General features: G+C 68.8%; 11 protein-coding genes and 1 pseudogene. 4 read left to right on the top strand and 8 right to left on the bottom strand.

Features of this window, described 5'->3' with window-relative positions; translation table 11 throughout:
* Positions 1-193 precede the first annotated feature (193 nt).
* Both ASC98_RS07370 and ASC98_RS07375 read right to left on the bottom strand, forming a co-directional pair.
* The gene (locus ASC98_RS07370; RefSeq protein WP_056810730.1) at positions 194-1,879 is read right to left on the bottom strand and encodes a hypothetical protein; all 1,686 of its coding nucleotides are present in this window, start codon (positions 1,877-1,879) and stop codon (positions 194-196) included.
* Positions 1,880-1,903: 24 nt separating this feature from the next.
* A complete protein-coding gene (locus tag ASC98_RS07375) occupies positions 1,904-3,370 on the bottom strand; it encodes a glycosyltransferase family 39 protein (protein WP_056810733.1) in 1,467 nt (488 codons plus the stop codon).
* Between the two features lie 206 nt (positions 3,371-3,576).
* Between ASC98_RS07375 and ASC98_RS07380 the strand changes: the two genes are divergently transcribed.
* The gene (locus tag ASC98_RS07380; protein WP_157604799.1) at positions 3,577-5,835 is read left to right on the top strand and encodes a S41 family peptidase; all 2,259 of its coding nucleotides are present in this window, start codon (positions 3,577-3,579) and stop codon (positions 5,833-5,835) included.
* 8 nt (positions 5,836-5,843) lie between these two features.
* Here ASC98_RS07380 and ASC98_RS07385 read toward each other — a convergent pair whose 3' ends face one another.
* Positions 5,844-6,560 carry a hypothetical protein gene (locus ASC98_RS07385; protein ID WP_157598123.1) on the bottom strand — a complete coding sequence of 239 codons (717 nt, stop codon included), beginning with the start codon at positions 6,558-6,560 and terminating at the stop codon, positions 5,844-5,846.
* A 148-nt stretch (positions 6,561-6,708) separates the two neighbouring features.
* On the opposite strand from ASC98_RS07385, the pseudogene ASC98_RS07390 reads away from it, so the two are divergent.
* Positions 6,709-6,966 (top strand): annotated as a pseudogene (locus ASC98_RS07390) (NIPSNAP family protein); the annotation flags it as partial.
* Positions 6,967-6,987: 21 nt separating this feature from the next.
* On the opposite strand, the gene ASC98_RS07395 reads toward ASC98_RS07390, so the two are convergent.
* A complete protein-coding gene (locus ASC98_RS07395; RefSeq protein WP_056810742.1) occupies positions 6,988-7,878 on the bottom strand; it encodes an MBL fold metallo-hydrolase in 891 nt (296 codons plus the stop codon).
* 112 nt (positions 7,879-7,990) lie between these two features.
* Here ASC98_RS07395 and ASC98_RS07400 point away from each other — a divergent pair, with 112 nt between their 5' ends.
* Together ASC98_RS07400 and ASC98_RS07405 are read left to right on the top strand one after the other, a co-directional pair.
* Entirely contained in the window at positions 7,991-8,893 is a 903-nt protein-coding gene (locus ASC98_RS07400; RefSeq protein WP_056810745.1) for a LysR family transcriptional regulator, read from the top strand.
* Positions 8,894-9,042: 149 nt separating this feature from the next.
* Complete coding sequence (locus tag ASC98_RS07405) at positions 9,043-9,888, top strand: hypothetical protein (RefSeq protein WP_056810747.1); 846 nt, start codon at positions 9,043-9,045, stop codon at positions 9,886-9,888.
* An 84-nt stretch (positions 9,889-9,972) separates the two neighbouring features.
* Here ASC98_RS07405 and ASC98_RS07410 read toward each other — a convergent pair whose 3' ends face one another.
* The 4 genes from ASC98_RS07410 to ASC98_RS32090 form a co-directional block, all read right to left on the bottom strand.
* Complete coding sequence (locus ASC98_RS07410) at positions 9,973-11,877, bottom strand: TonB-dependent siderophore receptor (RefSeq protein ID WP_162249324.1); 1,905 nt, start codon at positions 11,875-11,877, stop codon at positions 9,973-9,975.
* 174 nt (positions 11,878-12,051) lie between these two features.
* The gene (locus ASC98_RS07415; protein ID WP_056810754.1) at positions 12,052-13,431 is read right to left on the bottom strand and encodes a HAMP domain-containing sensor histidine kinase; all 1,380 of its coding nucleotides are present in this window, start codon (positions 13,429-13,431) and stop codon (positions 12,052-12,054) included.
* A complete protein-coding gene (locus tag ASC98_RS07420; protein ID WP_056810756.1) occupies positions 13,428-14,093 on the bottom strand; it encodes a response regulator in 666 nt (221 codons plus the stop codon). Before ASC98_RS07420 ends, ASC98_RS07415 begins: the two co-directional genes overlap by 4 nt.
* Positions 14,094-14,268: 175 nt before the next feature.
* The gene (locus ASC98_RS32090) at positions 14,269-15,837 is read right to left on the bottom strand and encodes a methyl-accepting chemotaxis protein (RefSeq protein WP_056810759.1); all 1,569 of its coding nucleotides are present in this window, start codon (positions 15,835-15,837) and stop codon (positions 14,269-14,271) included.
* Positions 15,838-15,966: the final 129 nt, after the last annotated feature.

Here is a 15,966-nt window from a genome sequence, read left to right on the forward strand (position 1 = left end):
CATCCGTCCGCGCGGCGGGCATCCCAAGCTGGCGCCGCACTGAGACCGAGGTCGAGGGACCACTGCGTCGTCTTCGATCAGGAGAACTCTCATTCATGCATCCCATGCAACGGGTCAGGGTGGAGGTACTGCCATCGGGGGGCGGCCATGCTGGCCTCGAGGCCTTGGTGGCGACTTGGTCGACAAGGCAGCATCAGAAGCTGCGCTTGGCCTCGACGATGAACTGCACCTTCTTGATCGACTTGTCGCCGTCCATCGGGAAGGCAGCATCCACGTGCACCACGGTGCCCAGGCCGGAGCGGCTGTTGCCCAGGCGCAGCCCGAAACCGGCGTCGCGCAGCAAGCCCTGCGCCGAGTCGCCCGGCAGTGCGCCGTCCCAGGTGCGGCCCATGTCGTAGAACACGGCGCCGCCGACGTGGAAGAGGCGGAACGGGAACCAGTCGGAGAACGCCCGCTCTTCGATGGTGGCGAGCCACCGACCGCTGCCGCTCTGGTAGCGCAGCGGGTAGCCGCGCAGGCCGGTGTCGCCGCCCAGCGTGATCTGCTGGTCCGGGTCGAGACGCACGCCGCGGTCGATGCTGACCGAGGCGAACAGGCTGCGCTGCGCCGACTGCCTCTGGTACCAGCGGGCCGACAGCTTGAACAGGCCGCCGCTCAGGCCTGCGCGCTCGATGCGCCCTTCGGCGCTGCCCGCCAACAGCCAGGTCTGCGATGGATCCGGCATCCATCCCTTCGAGAAACCGGTGTCGAACACGCCGGCGCTGCGGTCGGACCCGAGCCGGCTCGAGCTCGCGCCGAGCTGGCCGCGAACGTTCCAGCCGAGCGCGATGTCCTCGGTCTTGCCGATCTGGTCCTGGTTGTGCGTCGCGATGAACTGGTCTTCGACCCAGCTGAATCCGACCCAGGGGTACAACAGCCGGCGGCCGTCCGGCGCGACACTGGCCGCGCCCAGCGCGGGCAGCGGGTCGTAGCGGCGCTCGTCGAACGTCGCACCGGCCATCCAGCGCAACGCAGCGCCGTCGTGCAGGCCCTCGGACCAGCCGGTCCAGCCCGTCGCGTGCCGATCGCGCACGTCGTACTGGTTGACGACCTCGCCCTGCGAGTAAATCGAGTCGACGCGGCGCTCGTTGCGCAGCGACAGGCCGCCGGCGCGGCGCGTGTCCAGCGCATAGAAGGGCCGCTCGAGCGCAAGTTTCTGCGCGCGTCCGTCGCTGTTGTCGTCGTACTCGCCCGACAGCGTCCAGCGGCTGCCGAACAATTGCCGGTCCTGGTAGGTCAGGGCCTTGGACGTGCGGTCCACGCCGGAGCTGACGTCCACCCCCAGCTGCTTGCCCAGGCCGAGCAGGTTGGTCTCCTGGATGCCGATGCTGCTGCTGTTGCGGCCGCCCTTGCGGCCGAACGACACGCCCGGCTTCAGCGTCCACACATCTTGCGTCGACACCACCAGGTCGACCACGCCGTCGTGCACCGCCGTCACCTGGATGTGTGCGTCGCGCAGGTACCCGTCGGCGCGAAGCGCGCGTTCCGACTCGCGCAGCAGCCGCGCGTTGTAGCGCTCGCCGCGCGCGAACAGCAGTTGCTGCTCGATGGTCTCGCGCCTCGTCTGCAGGTGCAGCCAGTTCGCGAGCCGGAACATGGTGTTGTCCTCTTCTTCGAGGCGCGTGTCGAAGATGTCGAGATTGTCGATGCGGATCTCGCCGATGACCACGCCAGCCTGCTCGAGTGCCTCGTCGGAAGGCAGTCCGGCCTCCAGTGGGGCAGGGGGTTCATCATCGGCCCACGAAGTCGACGGCGACAGCACCGTGCAGGCGATCGGGCCGAGCAGCAGGCTCGCGCAGATGCGGTGGATGGGGCGGGCGACGTGAATCAGGCTCGGCATGCACGCACTGTGCGGAGCCAAGCATTAGTCGATCCTTAAGACGCTGCGGTGCGGCCCCTCGGTCGTGGGAGATCGCACGGAATGGGCGGGGTCGCCGAGTCGCCATCGAGTGCCCGGCCGCCGCAGCGAGCCGGCTTCGCCGCTGAATGGCTTGAATGATGCCCGCGATGGATGCCGCCGTAAGGTGTGGCGTTCCGGCAGGCAGGGCTGCCGTCGCCCGGCGGGGGCAGATGCAAGTGAAGCAACACGAAACCGGCAACCGAGGTCCGTTGCGTGACGCAATCGAACTGTGATCACGAGGGCCAGTGCGCCGGCCGTCGACAGCGCCAGCCCGGCAGCGACCCAGGCGTGAATGCGTTCGGTGCCGACGCGACGCCGGAGCCACTGACCGGCCAACAACGCCATCGGCGGAAGGGCCGGCAGCGCATACGGCAGGATGATGTTGCGCGCGACGGTGAAAAACACCATCGGAGCGAGTGACCAGCAGGCGAGGTAGATCTGCCACGAGCGTGCATCGGCATCTGCGCCGGCATCGTCCGGCCTTGCTGCACGGGGTGTGAATGCGGCAGCCAGCAGCACCAGCGGCCATGGCAGGGTCGAGGCCAGCGCGAAAAGCCAGATGGTGCCCAGCGGGAAGGCGTGCGCGAAGCCGTAGCGGTCGCCCGACCATCCGGGTGTGACGAAGCGGTGCCAGTGTTCGCCGACGATGAAGTAGTCGATGAAACCCGGCGTCTTCAGCTCGGCCGCGAGGTACCACCAGCCGGCGCACGCGACCGTCGCCGCCATCCCGGCGATCCACGGAACGTCCGTCATCACGCGGCGGACCTGCCGCGTGCACACCGCCCATGCCGCCGTCGGAAGGCCTACCAGCACAAGCACCAGCGGGCCTTTGGCCAGCAGCCCGATCGCGAGGCCGGCAAAGAGCAAGGCGTTGCCGGTGCGCCGTCGTGGTCCCTGCAATGCCTGCCACAGGCCCCACAGGGCCAGCGTGGTGCCGACGACGAGTGCCGCATCGGTCATCACGGCACCGGCTGCCACCAGCGACAGTGCGGCGCCGGCCAGCATGCCGATGGCGGCCAGCGGCGAGGTGTCACGGCGTGTGGCCGCCAGGTGCCCGCAGGCGGCGGCCACGATCACCATGCAGAGGAAGTGAGGCAGCCGAGCCGCGAACTCGTTGACGCCGAACAGCTTCATGCTCGCGGCGGTGAGCCAGAACGAGAGCGGGGGCTTGGCCCAGAACGCGACACCGTAGTCGTGCCAGGGCGTGATCCAGTCGCCGAGCTCGAGCATCTTGCGGCCGACCTCGGCATAGCGCGCCTCGGTGGTGTCCATCAGCGGCAGCCAAGCCATCGCGAAGAGGCGAAGCAGCAGCAGGGTGGCGATGAGCAGCAGAACCGCTTGGGTCGGGGCTTCGGAGCGGCAGCGTGCTTGCGCCAAAGGGCGCGCGAGCGGCGCACCGTTCGCCGCCAGCGGCAGCGCGGCTTTCAACATGGGTGTCATCCACCCATGTTGGTTCGCTGTGGCTTGGCGCTCGCTTAGCGAAAGCTTAGGCGCGCCTTAGCGAAGGCCGGCCTCAGCGCTGGTGCCACACTGCGACCGATGAACAAACTTGCGAGCCATGTTGAACATGGCCATCAGATGGGTGGCAGTCTTGTCTGCACTTGTCATCGTGGGCCGAGAGGATGCGCATGCCTGGCATGACCCGGCTGTCGTTGTGTCGCGTCCTGGTCGGCGTCATCCTCGCGATCCTCGGCGTCGGAGCCCATGCCGGTGACGAATGCGCTCCGGAGCGGATCGTCGGCATTGCCAGGCTATGGAGCGCCGTTCGCTGGCAGCACCTGAATCTGTCGGCGTCCGAGGTCGACTGGGACAGGTCTCTGGCCGAAGCGCTGCCGGCGTTGTGCGCAGCCCGCAACGATCGCGAATTGCGGGTGGTCGTCGACCGGATGATGCTGCCATTGCACGATCCCTTCTACCGAGTCACGTCCGCAGGGTCCCGGTTGTTCGTGAAGCCGGTCCTCGGGCTGGACGAACTGGTCGAGTGGATGCCGGGAGACGTCGCATTGCTGCACCTTCACCAGGGCATGAGCTACTCGCGTGCGGGGAACTCCTTCGATGCGCGGCTGGAACGCGCGGTTGCCTCCCTCGCCGCTCGCGCGAAGGCCATGGTGATCGATCTGCGCCCCGTGAACCAGCACGACTTTCTCGACGCGAACGCGCTGGAATCCGTGCTGGCTCATTTCATCGACACGGACCTCTGGCTGCCCGGCGAGCGCAGCCTGGTTCGCTCCGACTTCCGATTCGACCCGGACACATTCGTGGGCGGGCGACGTTCGGGTGTGTTCGTGCAGAACAGCCGCGTGCTCCACCCGGCCGTGGCGGCCCGGCGGATCCCGATGGCGATGCTGGTCGACGCCGGCACGCAGCTGCCTGCAGTGGCGTTGTCGCTGCAAAAGCATGGAGCGGCCAAGGTGTTCAGCGTGGGGGCCGCCCTGCCACGGGCCGGTCGGGTGGAGATGGTGGCGCTGGATGCGGGGCTGGGCATTCAGTTCAGCGTGGGTGACTACGTCTTCGACGATGGCACCCAGCTGGCGGCCGTCGACGGCAGCATTCCGGACGACCGCCGCTCCGCGGCGACTGCGCCTTCCGTGGGCGTGGCGGTCGCCAGCCTGGCGACAGGCGCCGATGGGGGCGTCCCCCCGGTCTACCAGCGCGTGCCTGCCACCGTGCGCGCCCGCGGCGTGGATCCTCGCGTGGAGAGGGGCCTGCCCGATCTGCAATGGCGCCGGGTCGCGGCGATCAAGTACTGGTCCACTGCCGATGCCGTGATTCCCACGGACCAACGCCTCCCGGCGGCTGTTTCGGCCGAGGCCTTGGTGAAGGTCTTCAACGCGATGGCAGCGGCCGAGACGCCCGGCCGCTACATCGAGGCCTTGGCAGTCTTCACCGTGGCTCTGGCGGACACGCATGCCCAGTTGACCGGCGCGATGGCCTCCGACCATTTCGGCCGCGGCACCATCGCGATCCGGCTGAAACGGGTCGAGGGCCGGTACCTCGTCGTCGCGAAGACGGCCGGCCTCGTGCCCCGCAGCGCAGCGCTGGAGGTCGGGGACGAGGTGCTCGGGATCGACGGCGTGCCGCTGCAAGTCGCCATCGACCGTCGTCTCCCGTTGATCGGGGGCTCGACCGAGGCGGCCCGTGAACGCGACGTGTTGCGAAGCTTGTTGCGAGGTCCCGCAGGGAGCGTCGTGGACCTGTCCGTGATCGGCCCCTCGGGCGGCGTGCGTTCGGTCAAGCTCGATCGTTCAGGATCGAGCTTCCACCAGGAAGAGGCTCCCTCGGGGCCAAGCTATCGGCGCCTGGCGGGCGACGTGGGTTACGTCGACCTGGTCAATCTGTTGCCCGACCGGGTGGACGCGATGTTCGAAGCGCTGGGGACCTGCCGAGCGTTGATTCTCGATCTGCGCGGTTATCCGAAAGGCAGCGTGCAGGCTGTCGCGCGGCGGTTGAATCGCATCGGGGGCACGCAGGGCCCGGTCTTCAGCCAGCGCTTGGTCGCCGCGTCCGGGTCTGGACAGGACAGCACCGAAGTCGTTCCCGTCGGGTTCGATGCCACGCATGCGCCTTATGCCGGGCGCATCGTGGTGCTGACCAGCATCGAAGGGCAGAGCGCTACCGAGCACGCCGTCCTGGTCCTGGAGGCGGCTGCCCCCATCACGGTGGTCGGCGAGCCCACCACCGGAACCAACGGCGAGATCGCGGTGGACGTGCTGCCCGGCGGCGTCAACGTGACGATGACGACGATGGATGTCCGGCACGCCGATGGCACGCGGCTGCAGCGTGTCGGCATCCAGCCGCACGTCGTCGTGCATCAGACGATCGATGGAGTCCGAAGCGGGCGGGACGAGCCATTGGAAGCGGCGCAACAGTTGCTCTCTGTTGCACGGCAGAACTGACGGCGTGGTCAGGCATCTGGCTGGGTACGCGAGGCGCTTTTCGGAATGGCGGATCCGAGCGTGCTCTCGAATGTGCCGAAGCAGCAGATTCTTCCGTATTGGCTGAAGGAGTAAAGAGCGGCCGCCTTCGAGTCATTCTGCAGTTCCAGGGGCAATGGATGGGGAACGCGCAGCTTGTAGAGGTGGCTCTTGATCAGGTAGTCAACCTGCTGGAGGGCGAATGCGGATTCTTGAGCGCGTGATGCCCATATGCGGGAGACCCGCAACGACGTCTCCACAGGTGCGATCTCGGCCACCAGGATGAGCGATCCCGTCCAGCTGCGGCAGAAGTAGACGAGGTTCTCGTACAGGTAGATGTCCCATTTCTCTTCCATCACGGCTGACTTGAAGAGGATTCCATCGAGTGATTCACCTCCGTATTCGTACGACAGCGCGCAGGGGATCTCGATGCAATCTTCAGGGAGCCTGCCACGCATCGCTTGACCGTCTGCCGACCTGAGCGAAACGAACGATCTTGCGATGTCGGGATCTTTCGTCGTCGAAAGCATGGAGCTTGTAAATGCGTGGCAGTCGAACCCGTCAACCGCGAGTGTATTTTCGGGGTCGTCCTTTGCGAGCCATCGTGCGAGTGGTGCGTCGTCACCTTGGGGCGAGGACGATGGAGACTGCTGCTTCGTACTTGTGGAAGATGAACCCTGGAACAGGGAAAGGAGCTTCTTGAGCATCGCAGGTTGCCTGGTGTTTGAGCTGGGTGGCCGACGCCGGAATGACGCCTGGCCCGCGAGGCGGATGATGACAGCGAGCGCCTCGCGGGCCAAATGCCTTGCCGGTAGCCGACGGACGTTCGACCGATGACGATCGGCCCGCTTTCGCGACCACACGGTGGATATCTGGAATCGGCACAGCATCCGCCAGCTCGGATACTGGACCACGGCGGTCGGACCGGACAGCAATGCGCTCACCTACATGCTGGTGTGGGACAGCATGGCCGATCGGGAGACGAAGTGGGGCCAGTTCGTGACGGACCCGGAATGGATCCGGGTGCGGCAGGCCAGCGAGAGTTCGGGGCCGATCGTCGCCAGGATGGACAACTCCTTCCTGGCGCCGACTTCGTTCTCGCCGCTCAGATAGGCCGCTCCCTGGGCTGCGCGTTCACCATTTCATCTCGCCCTTGTTGACCTTCGCGCCGATGTCCAGCGCCATCCCGAGGCCGGCTTTCGGATACGACTTCTGCATCGTCGCGATCAACTCGGCAGCGTTCGCCGCCTTCGGCAGTTCGGCCTCGAAGCGCTTCAGGTAGTCGCGGGTATAGGCGATCGCGCTCGCGTCCAGCCGCGTGCCGGCAGCCATGTGACCGGGCACGACGAGGGTCGGCTGAAGCGCCTGCATCTCGTCGAGCTGCGCGAGCCATGCCTGGCGCTCGCTGGTCTTCTGCGTGTCCGCGGTCCACACGTGCAGGTTGCCGAACACGCCGATGTTGCCGGCGATGGCCCGGATCGACGGGATCCACACGTACGGACGGTGCGCCAGCTCGCCCGCGGTGCCGTGCACCTCGATGGCCTGACCGTCCACGCTCAGCGTGGTGCCGGCAATCGCCTCGGGCACGATGGGTTGCGTCGGCGCGTTGGCGCCCATCTTCGGGCCCCAGAACGCGAGCTTGCCTGCCAGCTTGGCCTGGATCTTCTCGCGCACCGCCGGCGTGCTCAGCACCTGCGCCTGCGGAAAGATTCCCTTGAGCGTCTCGGCGCCGAAGTAGAAGTCGGGGTCGGCGTTGCTGATGAAGATCGTCTTCAGCGTCTTGCCGCTGTCCAGCACGTTGGCGGCGACGCGCAGCGCGTCGGCGCGGGTGAACCCGCTGTCGATGACCATCGCCTCGCTGGGGCCGCTGACGACGACGGCGTTGACGTGGAAGCTGCTGGCCTCGGCGTTGTAGACCTTGACGGTCAATGGTGCGGCGGCGGTCTGCGCGCCGACGCCGTCGGCGACGACGATGCCGAGCGCGAACAGCGGAAGCAGACGGGCGTAGTGGAAGCGGGTGAGCATTCGGTTCTCCTGGGTCGATGGGATGGAGACGACTCTATTTGCTGCACTTCAATTGATAAACAGTGCGTCGATACAATGACCGTTGCACGTTTCGTTTGAATCCAGATCCTGCATGGACCGCCTCACCGCCACCCGCGTCTTCGTCACCGTCGTCGAGCACGGCAGCCTGACCCAGGCGGCCGAGCGCCTCGACATGTCGACCGCCATGGTCAGCCGCTACGTCGCCGCCCTCGAAACCTGGCTCGGCGCACGATTGCTGCATCGCACCACGCGGCGCATCAGCCTGACCGAGGCGGGGCAGGTGGCGTTGCCCGGGTGCCGTCAACTCCTCGACCTCGCAGAAGACGTCAAGCACCAGGCCGGCGAGATCAGCCGCGTTCCGTCGGGCCGGCTGCGGATCACCAGTTCCGCATCGTTCGCCGAGGCGCAGCTGGCCCCGGCGCTGGTCCGGTTCCAGCGGAAGCATCCGGAGGTGGTCTTCTCTCTGGTGGTCGCGGACCGCAGCGTCGACCTGGCCGCCGAACGCATCGATCTCGCCGTGCGCATCACCAACTCGCTCGACCCCACGATGATCGCGCGGCCGCTGGCGCTGTGCCGCTCGGTCCTCTGCGCCGCGCCCGCTTATCTTCGACTGCATGGCGAGCCCCAGACGGCGCGGGCGCTGCAATCGCACCAGTGCTTGACGCATGCGATCGTCGGGGCCGCGCAGTTCCGCTTCCGGCAGCGCAAGCAACTCGTGGAACTGCCGGTCGCCGACCGGCTGTCGACGAACGACACCGGCGTCCTGCGCCGTGCGGTGCTCGACGGCGGGGGCATCGGCATCCTGCCGACCTACCTGGTCGGCGACGACTTGAAGCGCCGTCGGCTGGTGCGTGTGTTGCCCGCACTCGAACCGGAGACGCTGGGCATCCACGCGATCTTCCTGTCGCGCCAGCATCAGCCCTTGGCCCTGCGACTGCTCGTCGACTTTCTCGTCGAACAATTCGGCGGTGAGACGCCGCCCTGGGACAGGTGATGCGGCGTCTGGAGCGCAGATCGCCAGGCGAGTCGCTAGACTGGGTCGTCGGTGCACTCTGCGAGCACTCGACCCGCCCGATGCCAGAACAGTCCGAACACCCCGGGTCCGCTGCGGCCGGTCCATCCTCTGCGAACGCATCGCCGCCGGTGCGCGCGCTCGACATCGCTGCCCTGGGTCTCGATGCACGCGATCGTGCCGTGCTGGTCTCGATGACGCGCATGCTCGACGGCCAAGCCGGCCTGCGCCTGCGCTGGGTGGAAGACGCCACCGCCTGCACCACGCTGTTCGTGCCGCACGACTGGTCGAAGTACGTCTCGCCACCGCGGGTGCTGGTTCGGCTCACGCCACGCGGCGCGACCCCGGCCGACTCGCCGCGCGGCCTGTCGGTGGCCTCGCCGCTGCGGGTCGGCGAGATGACCGATGTGCTCGAAGCCGCCGCGGCGCTGTACGAGCTGGCGCGCGGCGCCGTGCAGCGCGAGCATGCCCGCATGGCGCTGCACGCATTGCGGGACCAGCTGGTCGGTGCACTGCTCGCCGGCGAGCGCCGACGAACGCTGTTCGGCGTGGGTGACGGGCACGGCCTGGTCGTCGACTTCCGCACCGGCGACATCGCGAGCTCGCTGTCGCAGGCCGAGCTTCTGGCGCGGCCGTTGCATCTGGCCGACCCGCAACGCGCGCCCGACGCCGTGTCGTGGCCGGGTGCGACCCACGCCTTGCGACTGTCGACCCTGCTGTGGGGCCTGACGCACGTGCTCATCGACCAAGGCGTCTCGCCCCGCACCATCAATGGCCGCTACCAGCTCACACGCCCGCCGGAGCCTGCGGCCCTCGCGCGACCGAGCACGCCGCGGCTGGTGGCCGCCTGGACGCAGCGCGCCATGAGCGTTGGCGAAGCGGCCTCGGCGGGCCGGCTCTCGGCCTTCGAGATCCTGTGGTTCCTGAGCACGGCGTTGGCCCTGGGCATCGCCGTGCCGGCGACCGAGCCAGGCTGAAGAGAAGTCGACGGTCGGCCTGCACGACTGCCCGAACATTTCGAGCCTTGCACCGGCCTTTCGATCCCCCGCGAGGCGCCAACGCTAGAACGCGTACTGGACCCCGAAAGAGACCAGCACCGGCAACTGGTAGACGTCTTCGCGGGTCGTGTAGTCGAGGCTGTAGCGGTAGCCCGAGACGTTCTTCCGGTTGTAGGCGTTGATCAGCTCGGCGTAGTAAGTGAGGCGGGGCGACACCTTGCGGTCCAGCCGCAGGTCCAGCCGGTGGTAGGCCGGCACGCGCAGCGAATTGATGGCGCCGTAGACCGGCTTCGTGCGCCCGTCGGGGTACACGCCCGTGCCCACCACCGGCGTGTACGGCGAGCCGGTGTGGTAGCTCCACCTGGTGCCCCAGGTCCAGGCGTCCGACTGCTTGTACTGGCCCACCAGCGTGGCGATGACGGGCTGGTCGTAGTCGAAGCGGAAGCTCTCGCCCGTCAGGTCGTTGCGGCGTTTCGCCTGCGAGACGCTGAGCGAGAAGAAGCCGGTCAGCTTTCCGCCGCCGTCTTTCTTCACCAGCAGCTCGAAACCGCTGGCCGTGCCGCTGCCGCCGTTGCGGTACTTCAGCGCCGGGTCGTCGACGGCATAGCCGGTGAAGGTCTTGCGGTAGACCTCGGCACGCACCGACCAGCCCGCGTCGAATGCCTGCGTCACACCCAGCACGTGGTGCGTGCTGCGCAGGTGGGCGAGCTGGGGGTTGCCGATGTCGCGCAGCGCCTGCTCGATGGGCGGCGGCTGGTGGTGCCGGCCCACGCCCACCGACACCACGGTGCGCGGCAGCACGGTCCACTCCAGTCCCGCGCGCGGTTCGGTGAAGGTCTGTCGCAGGTAGAAGTCGCGGCTGGCGCGCAGGCCGCCGGTGGCCGTCCACTGCGGCGACAGCTGCCATCGGTGATGGGCGTAAGCCTCGGCCTGGTTCTGGCGCGTCTTCTGCAGCGAGACCACGCGGCCGGCGGTGCTGATGTCGCAGTTGGGGTCGAACTCGGTACAGCGCGGATCCTGGATGTCCAGCTCCAGATCGACGAGGCGGCTGTTCACCGCGCCGCCCAGCGTCGTGGCGTGCTCCGGCGTCCAGGCCAGGCGCAGTTGCTCGCGCAGGTAGGTGGTGGCGACCTCGGCGTCGTAGGAGCCCGCGCTGCCGATGCGCGTGAAGTCGCGCGTCGTCATCCGGCCCAGCGCGAGCTGGTGGGTGGTGGACTCGGTGAAGTCGCCTTCCCAGCTGAGCGCGAAGCTGCTGTAGGACTGGCGCAGGCTGCTGTTCCCCAGCAGCGCCGGGTCGCGCTGCACGGCCCTGGAGCCTTCCTTCGTCGTGAAGTCGATGCGGTCGTTTGCGGTGCTGAAGTCCAGGCGCAGGCGATGGCCGGGGTTCAGCGCCCACAGCAGCCGGCCCTGCGAGTCGTGGTACACGGGCACGGTGAGGCTGACGCCTTCCTTCTCGTCGTCCACCGTCCTGACGGCCAGGTCGAACCAGCTGCGCCGGCCGGCGACGAAGAAGGACAAACCCTCGCCGACGGGCCCTTCGGCCAGCGCGCTGGCCCCCAGCAGGCTGAAGTCGAGCTTGCCGCCGAGGCGGTCGCTGCGCGGGTTGCGCAGCGAGACGTCGAACACCGCGCCCACCACGTCGCCGTACTCGGGACTCCAGGCGGCGCTGGCCAGGTCGAAGCGGCGAATCAGGTCGGGGCTGAAGGTGCTGGTGAAGCCGCCCAGGTGGAACAGGTAGCCCACGGGCAGGAAGTCGACGTAGTAGGCGTTGTCCTGCGGCCGCGCGCCTCTCACGGCGGGAGCGCTGCTGCTGTCGTCGGTGGTGGTCACGCCGGGCAGGGCCATCACGGCCTTCATCGGGTCGCCGCTGCTTCCGGGGATGCGCGACAGCTCCTCGCGCGTCAGCGTCTGCTGGCCGGCGGCATTGCGCACGCGCTTGCCCTGGATCTCGACGGTCTCCAGGCGCATCGGCTCGGCGGGTGCGCCAGCGTCCTGCGCCCAGGCAGCGGGGACGCAGGCCAAGGCGATGGCGCCGAGGGCGAGGCGGTGTGGGGGGCGCTGGCGTGGCATGAAGCAACAGGGGCAGTGACGGGGAGCGAGATGCTCGCCGCAATCACCTTCGTGCTTCCTGAAGACGGACTCCTAGCTTCGAGGGAGGTCGACGGTGAAACTGCAGCCGCGCCCGCCCGGGCCGACCTGCAGGTCGACGTCGCCGCCCAGCGAGCGCGCTGCCTCGCGCACGATGGCCAGGCCCAGCCCCGCGCCGCGCTCGTCCTGGGATCTGGCGCGCCAGAAGCGCTCGAACACCTGCTCGCGGTGTGCGGCAGGAATGCCCGGGCCGTCGTCGACCACGCGCAGTTGCCAGCGCGCGGGCTGCAGGTCGACGCTCACGTCCACCAGCACGCCCCGCCCGCCGTAGCGCAGCGCGTTGTCCACCAGGTTGCTCAGCACCGAGCGCAACGCACGCGGGTCGGTGGCGAGCACGGCGTTGTCGGGGCCGCTCAGCGACAGCTCGCTGCCGAGTTCGGTCGCCAGCTCGGTCATGCCGGCCAGGGTGTCGCGTGCGAGGTTCATCACGTCCACCGGTTCGCGTGGCGCGAGCGCCGTCGCGTCGGCCTGGGCCAGGCGAAGCAGCTGGTGCGTCAGGTGCGAGGCGCGCTCCATCGCGCCCTGCAGGCGGCGTGCGGCCTCGTCGCGCGCCGGGCCCTCGCTGGTCTGCAGCACATGGGCCTGGGCGCCGATGACGGCCAGCGGGGTGCGCATCTCGTGCGCCGCGTCGTGCACGAAGGCCTTCTCCCGGGCGAAGGTGGCGGCCATGCGCTCGAAGAGCCGGTTCAGCGCCGTCTGCAGCGGCAGCAACTCGCGGTAGCCCTTGGGCAGCACGATGGGGCTCATGTCGGCGGGAGCGCGCACCGCCACCTGGTCCGACAGGCTCTGCAGCGGCGCCAGTGCGGCGCGCAGCGCCAGCCACACCGGCAGCAGGATGACCGGCAGCGTGAGCGCCAGGTAGCCCAGCAGCTCGACGCCGGCTTCGCGTGCGGCCCAGCGCGTGCGCCGCACATCGTCGTCGAGCAGCGTCACGGTCCAGTGCGGGCTGCTGGCGGTGTAGCTGCGCAGCGTGGCGCCCTGGTGCACGGCGTCCGACAGCCCCTCGGGCAGGCGCAGCGGGTCGGCGTCGCCGGGCCGCGCCGCCGGCAGGCGCAGGCTGCCGTCGCGGCGGGACACCAGCAGCAGCGGCCGGGGTTCGCCGCTCGGGTCGTTGGCCGAGGCGTCGGCCCTCAGGTTCAGGAAGACGGTGACGCCGGCGCTGGCGCTGGCGTCGTCGGGCATGCGCTCCAGCGTGCGCGCCAGGCTCTGCGCGTTGCGCAGCAGCGTGCGGTCCAGCTCGCCCGAATCGCGCCTGAGCGCTTCCCACAGGATGATGCCGAAGAAGACGAGGAACAGCAGCACGATCACGCTCAGCATCGCCAGCAGCACGCGCCGCTGCAGCCGCGGCGGGCGCGCCGCGGCGGCTGCGCTCACGCCCGTTCTCCGGCCAGCAGGTAGCCGATGCCGCGCACGGTCTTCACGCGCTCCGCGCCGACCTTGCGCCGCAGGTTGTGCACATGCACCTCGATGGCGTTGAAGTCCAGCGGCTCGCCCAGTGGCGCCAGGGCCTGTGCCAGGCGGTGCTTCGGCACCACGCTGCCGCCGGCGCGCGCCAACGCCGCCAGCACGTCGAACTCGCGCGCCGAGAGGCTCGTCGGCTCGCCGTCCACCGTGCAGGAGCGCTGGCGCATGTCGATGGCCAGCGTGCCGATGGTCCAGACCGACGCCGCCTGCTGCGCGGCACGCCGCGTCACCGCGCGCACGCGCGCAATCAGCTCGACCACGGCGAAGGGCTTGACGATGAAGTCGTCGGCGCCTTCGTCCAGGCCGGCCAGCCGATCGTCCAGCGTGTCGCTGGCGGTGATGACGATCAGCGGCACGGCCAGGCCGTCGCGGCGCCATGCGCGCAGCAGGTCGAGCCCGTGGCCGTCCGGCAAGCCCAGGTCGAGCACGATGCAGTGGTGCCCGCCTGCCATCGCGAAGCGGTGCGCATCGGATGCCGTGCGCAGCCATTCGCTGCTCAGTCCGGCGCCGCGCAGTCCCTGCTGCAGCGACGCGCCCAGGTCAACATCGTCTTCGATCAGGAGCAGGTGCATGGTGCGCGATGGTAGGCGAGCCGGATCGGCTGTCAGGCCTTCATCGTCGAACGGCGCGGGCCCACAGGCTCTCGCCGGGGGGCGCGAGGAAGCGCGCGCCTGCGGCGGCCGGACCCGTCATCGCGCGCAGGTGCAGGTCGGCACGTCGCGCACGTCGCCGTCCGGCGCTCGGGCTTCAGGCGGCGGCAACCGCCGTCATGTCCAGGCGGAATTCGCCGACGACTTCCGTCAGGCGCCTGGCCTGCGTCCGCAGGCTTTCCGCGGCCGCCGCCGACTGCTCCACCAGCGCCGCGTTCTGCTGCGTCACCTGGTCGAGCTGGTTGACCGCATCGCTCACCTGGCTGATGCCGAGGGATTGCTCTTCGGAGGCGTTGCCGATCTCGTGGATGAGCTGGCTCACCCGCTGCACGTGCGAGACGATGTCCTGCATGGTCGTGCCGGCGCTGCCCACCAGCTGCGAGCCGGCTTCGACGCGCCCGACGCTTTCGCCGATCAATGCCTTGATCTCCTTCGCCGCGGTCGCCGCGCGCTGGGCCAGCGAGCGGACTTCGCCGGCGACGACGGCAAAACCGCGGCCCTGTTCGCCGGCGCGCGCCGCTTCGACCGCCGCGTTGAGCGCCAGGATGTTGGTCTGGAACGCGATGCCGTCGATCACGCCCGTGATGTCGGCGATCTTGCGCGAGCTGGCCGCGATGTCGTCCATCGTCGACACCACCTGCGCGACGACCGCGCCGCCCTTGGTCGCCACCGAGGTGGCCGACGCGACCAGCTCGGTGGCGGCGCGTGCCGCCCCGGCGCTGTTCTTCACCGTGGCGGTGATCTCTTCCATGGAAGCGGCCGTCTGCTCCAGGTTGGCAGCCTGCTCTTCAGTGCGCTGCGAGAGATCGGCGTTGCCGGTGGCAATCTGGCCGGACCCGGTGGCGATCGAGTCGCTGCTTTGCCGCACCTGGTCGACGATGCGCACCAGGCTCTGGTTCATGGATTTCAGCGCGGTCAGCAGCTGGCCGGTCTCGTCGGTGCTCTTCACCTCGATGACCGAGGTCAGGTCGCCGGCCGCGACGGTCTGGGCGATCTTGACGGCGGTCGCGATGGGGACCGTGATCGAACGCGTCAGCAGGACCGCAACGCCGACCGCCACGAGGACCGCGAGCCCGGACAGGCTCACGGTGAGGATGCGCGCCGTGCTCGCCAGCGCGGACGCGTCTGCGCCGAACTGCTCCATGCCGTCGACCTGCGTCTTCGTGAAGGCCTCGATCGATGCCAGGTACGCGGTCTGCAGCGGCAGGATGGCCGCGACCAGCAGGCTGCGCGCTTCTTCGCTCTTGCCCGCCTTGATCAGCTCGACCAGCTCCACCTCGCGCTGCTTGAACTTCGTGCGGCTGTCGATCATGTCGTTCAGCGCCGCGCTGCCTTTCTGGGTGTGCACGGTGGCCGTCAGGCGCTCGATCGCCGCGTTGACCACCGGCGCCGAGTCCTCGATCTTGCGCAGCTCGGAGTGCGCGACACCGGCGTCCGTGGCGATGATGGCCGTGCGCACGGCCCGCAGCTGCTTGTTGACCTCGTTCTCGACCGTCTGGGCCAGCGCGACCTTGGCGTAGCGGTCGTGAAGGATCGTCTCGGTGCTGGCATGGACCGCATCGATCTTCGTGTAGCCGACGGCGGCCACGGCGATCAACAGGCCGATCACGATCGCGAAGGCCCCCGTCAGGCGCGTACCGATCTTCAGGTTGGCAACGGTGTTCAAGGTTTCCTCGCTCGGTGAAGCGCAGGACAGCCTCGGGGCCGCCGGAACGCGCGAATGCGCTTCTCTTCGGAGGCGAAGCCGTCTTCTTGAGCGGCAAGTCAGATGCGGCCGGCCCCGACCGTGCAGCAA

The sequence above is a fragment of the Rhizobacter sp. Root1238 genome, assembly GCF_001425825.1.
Taxonomy (GTDB): domain Bacteria; phylum Pseudomonadota; class Gammaproteobacteria; order Burkholderiales; family Burkholderiaceae_C; genus Rhizobacter.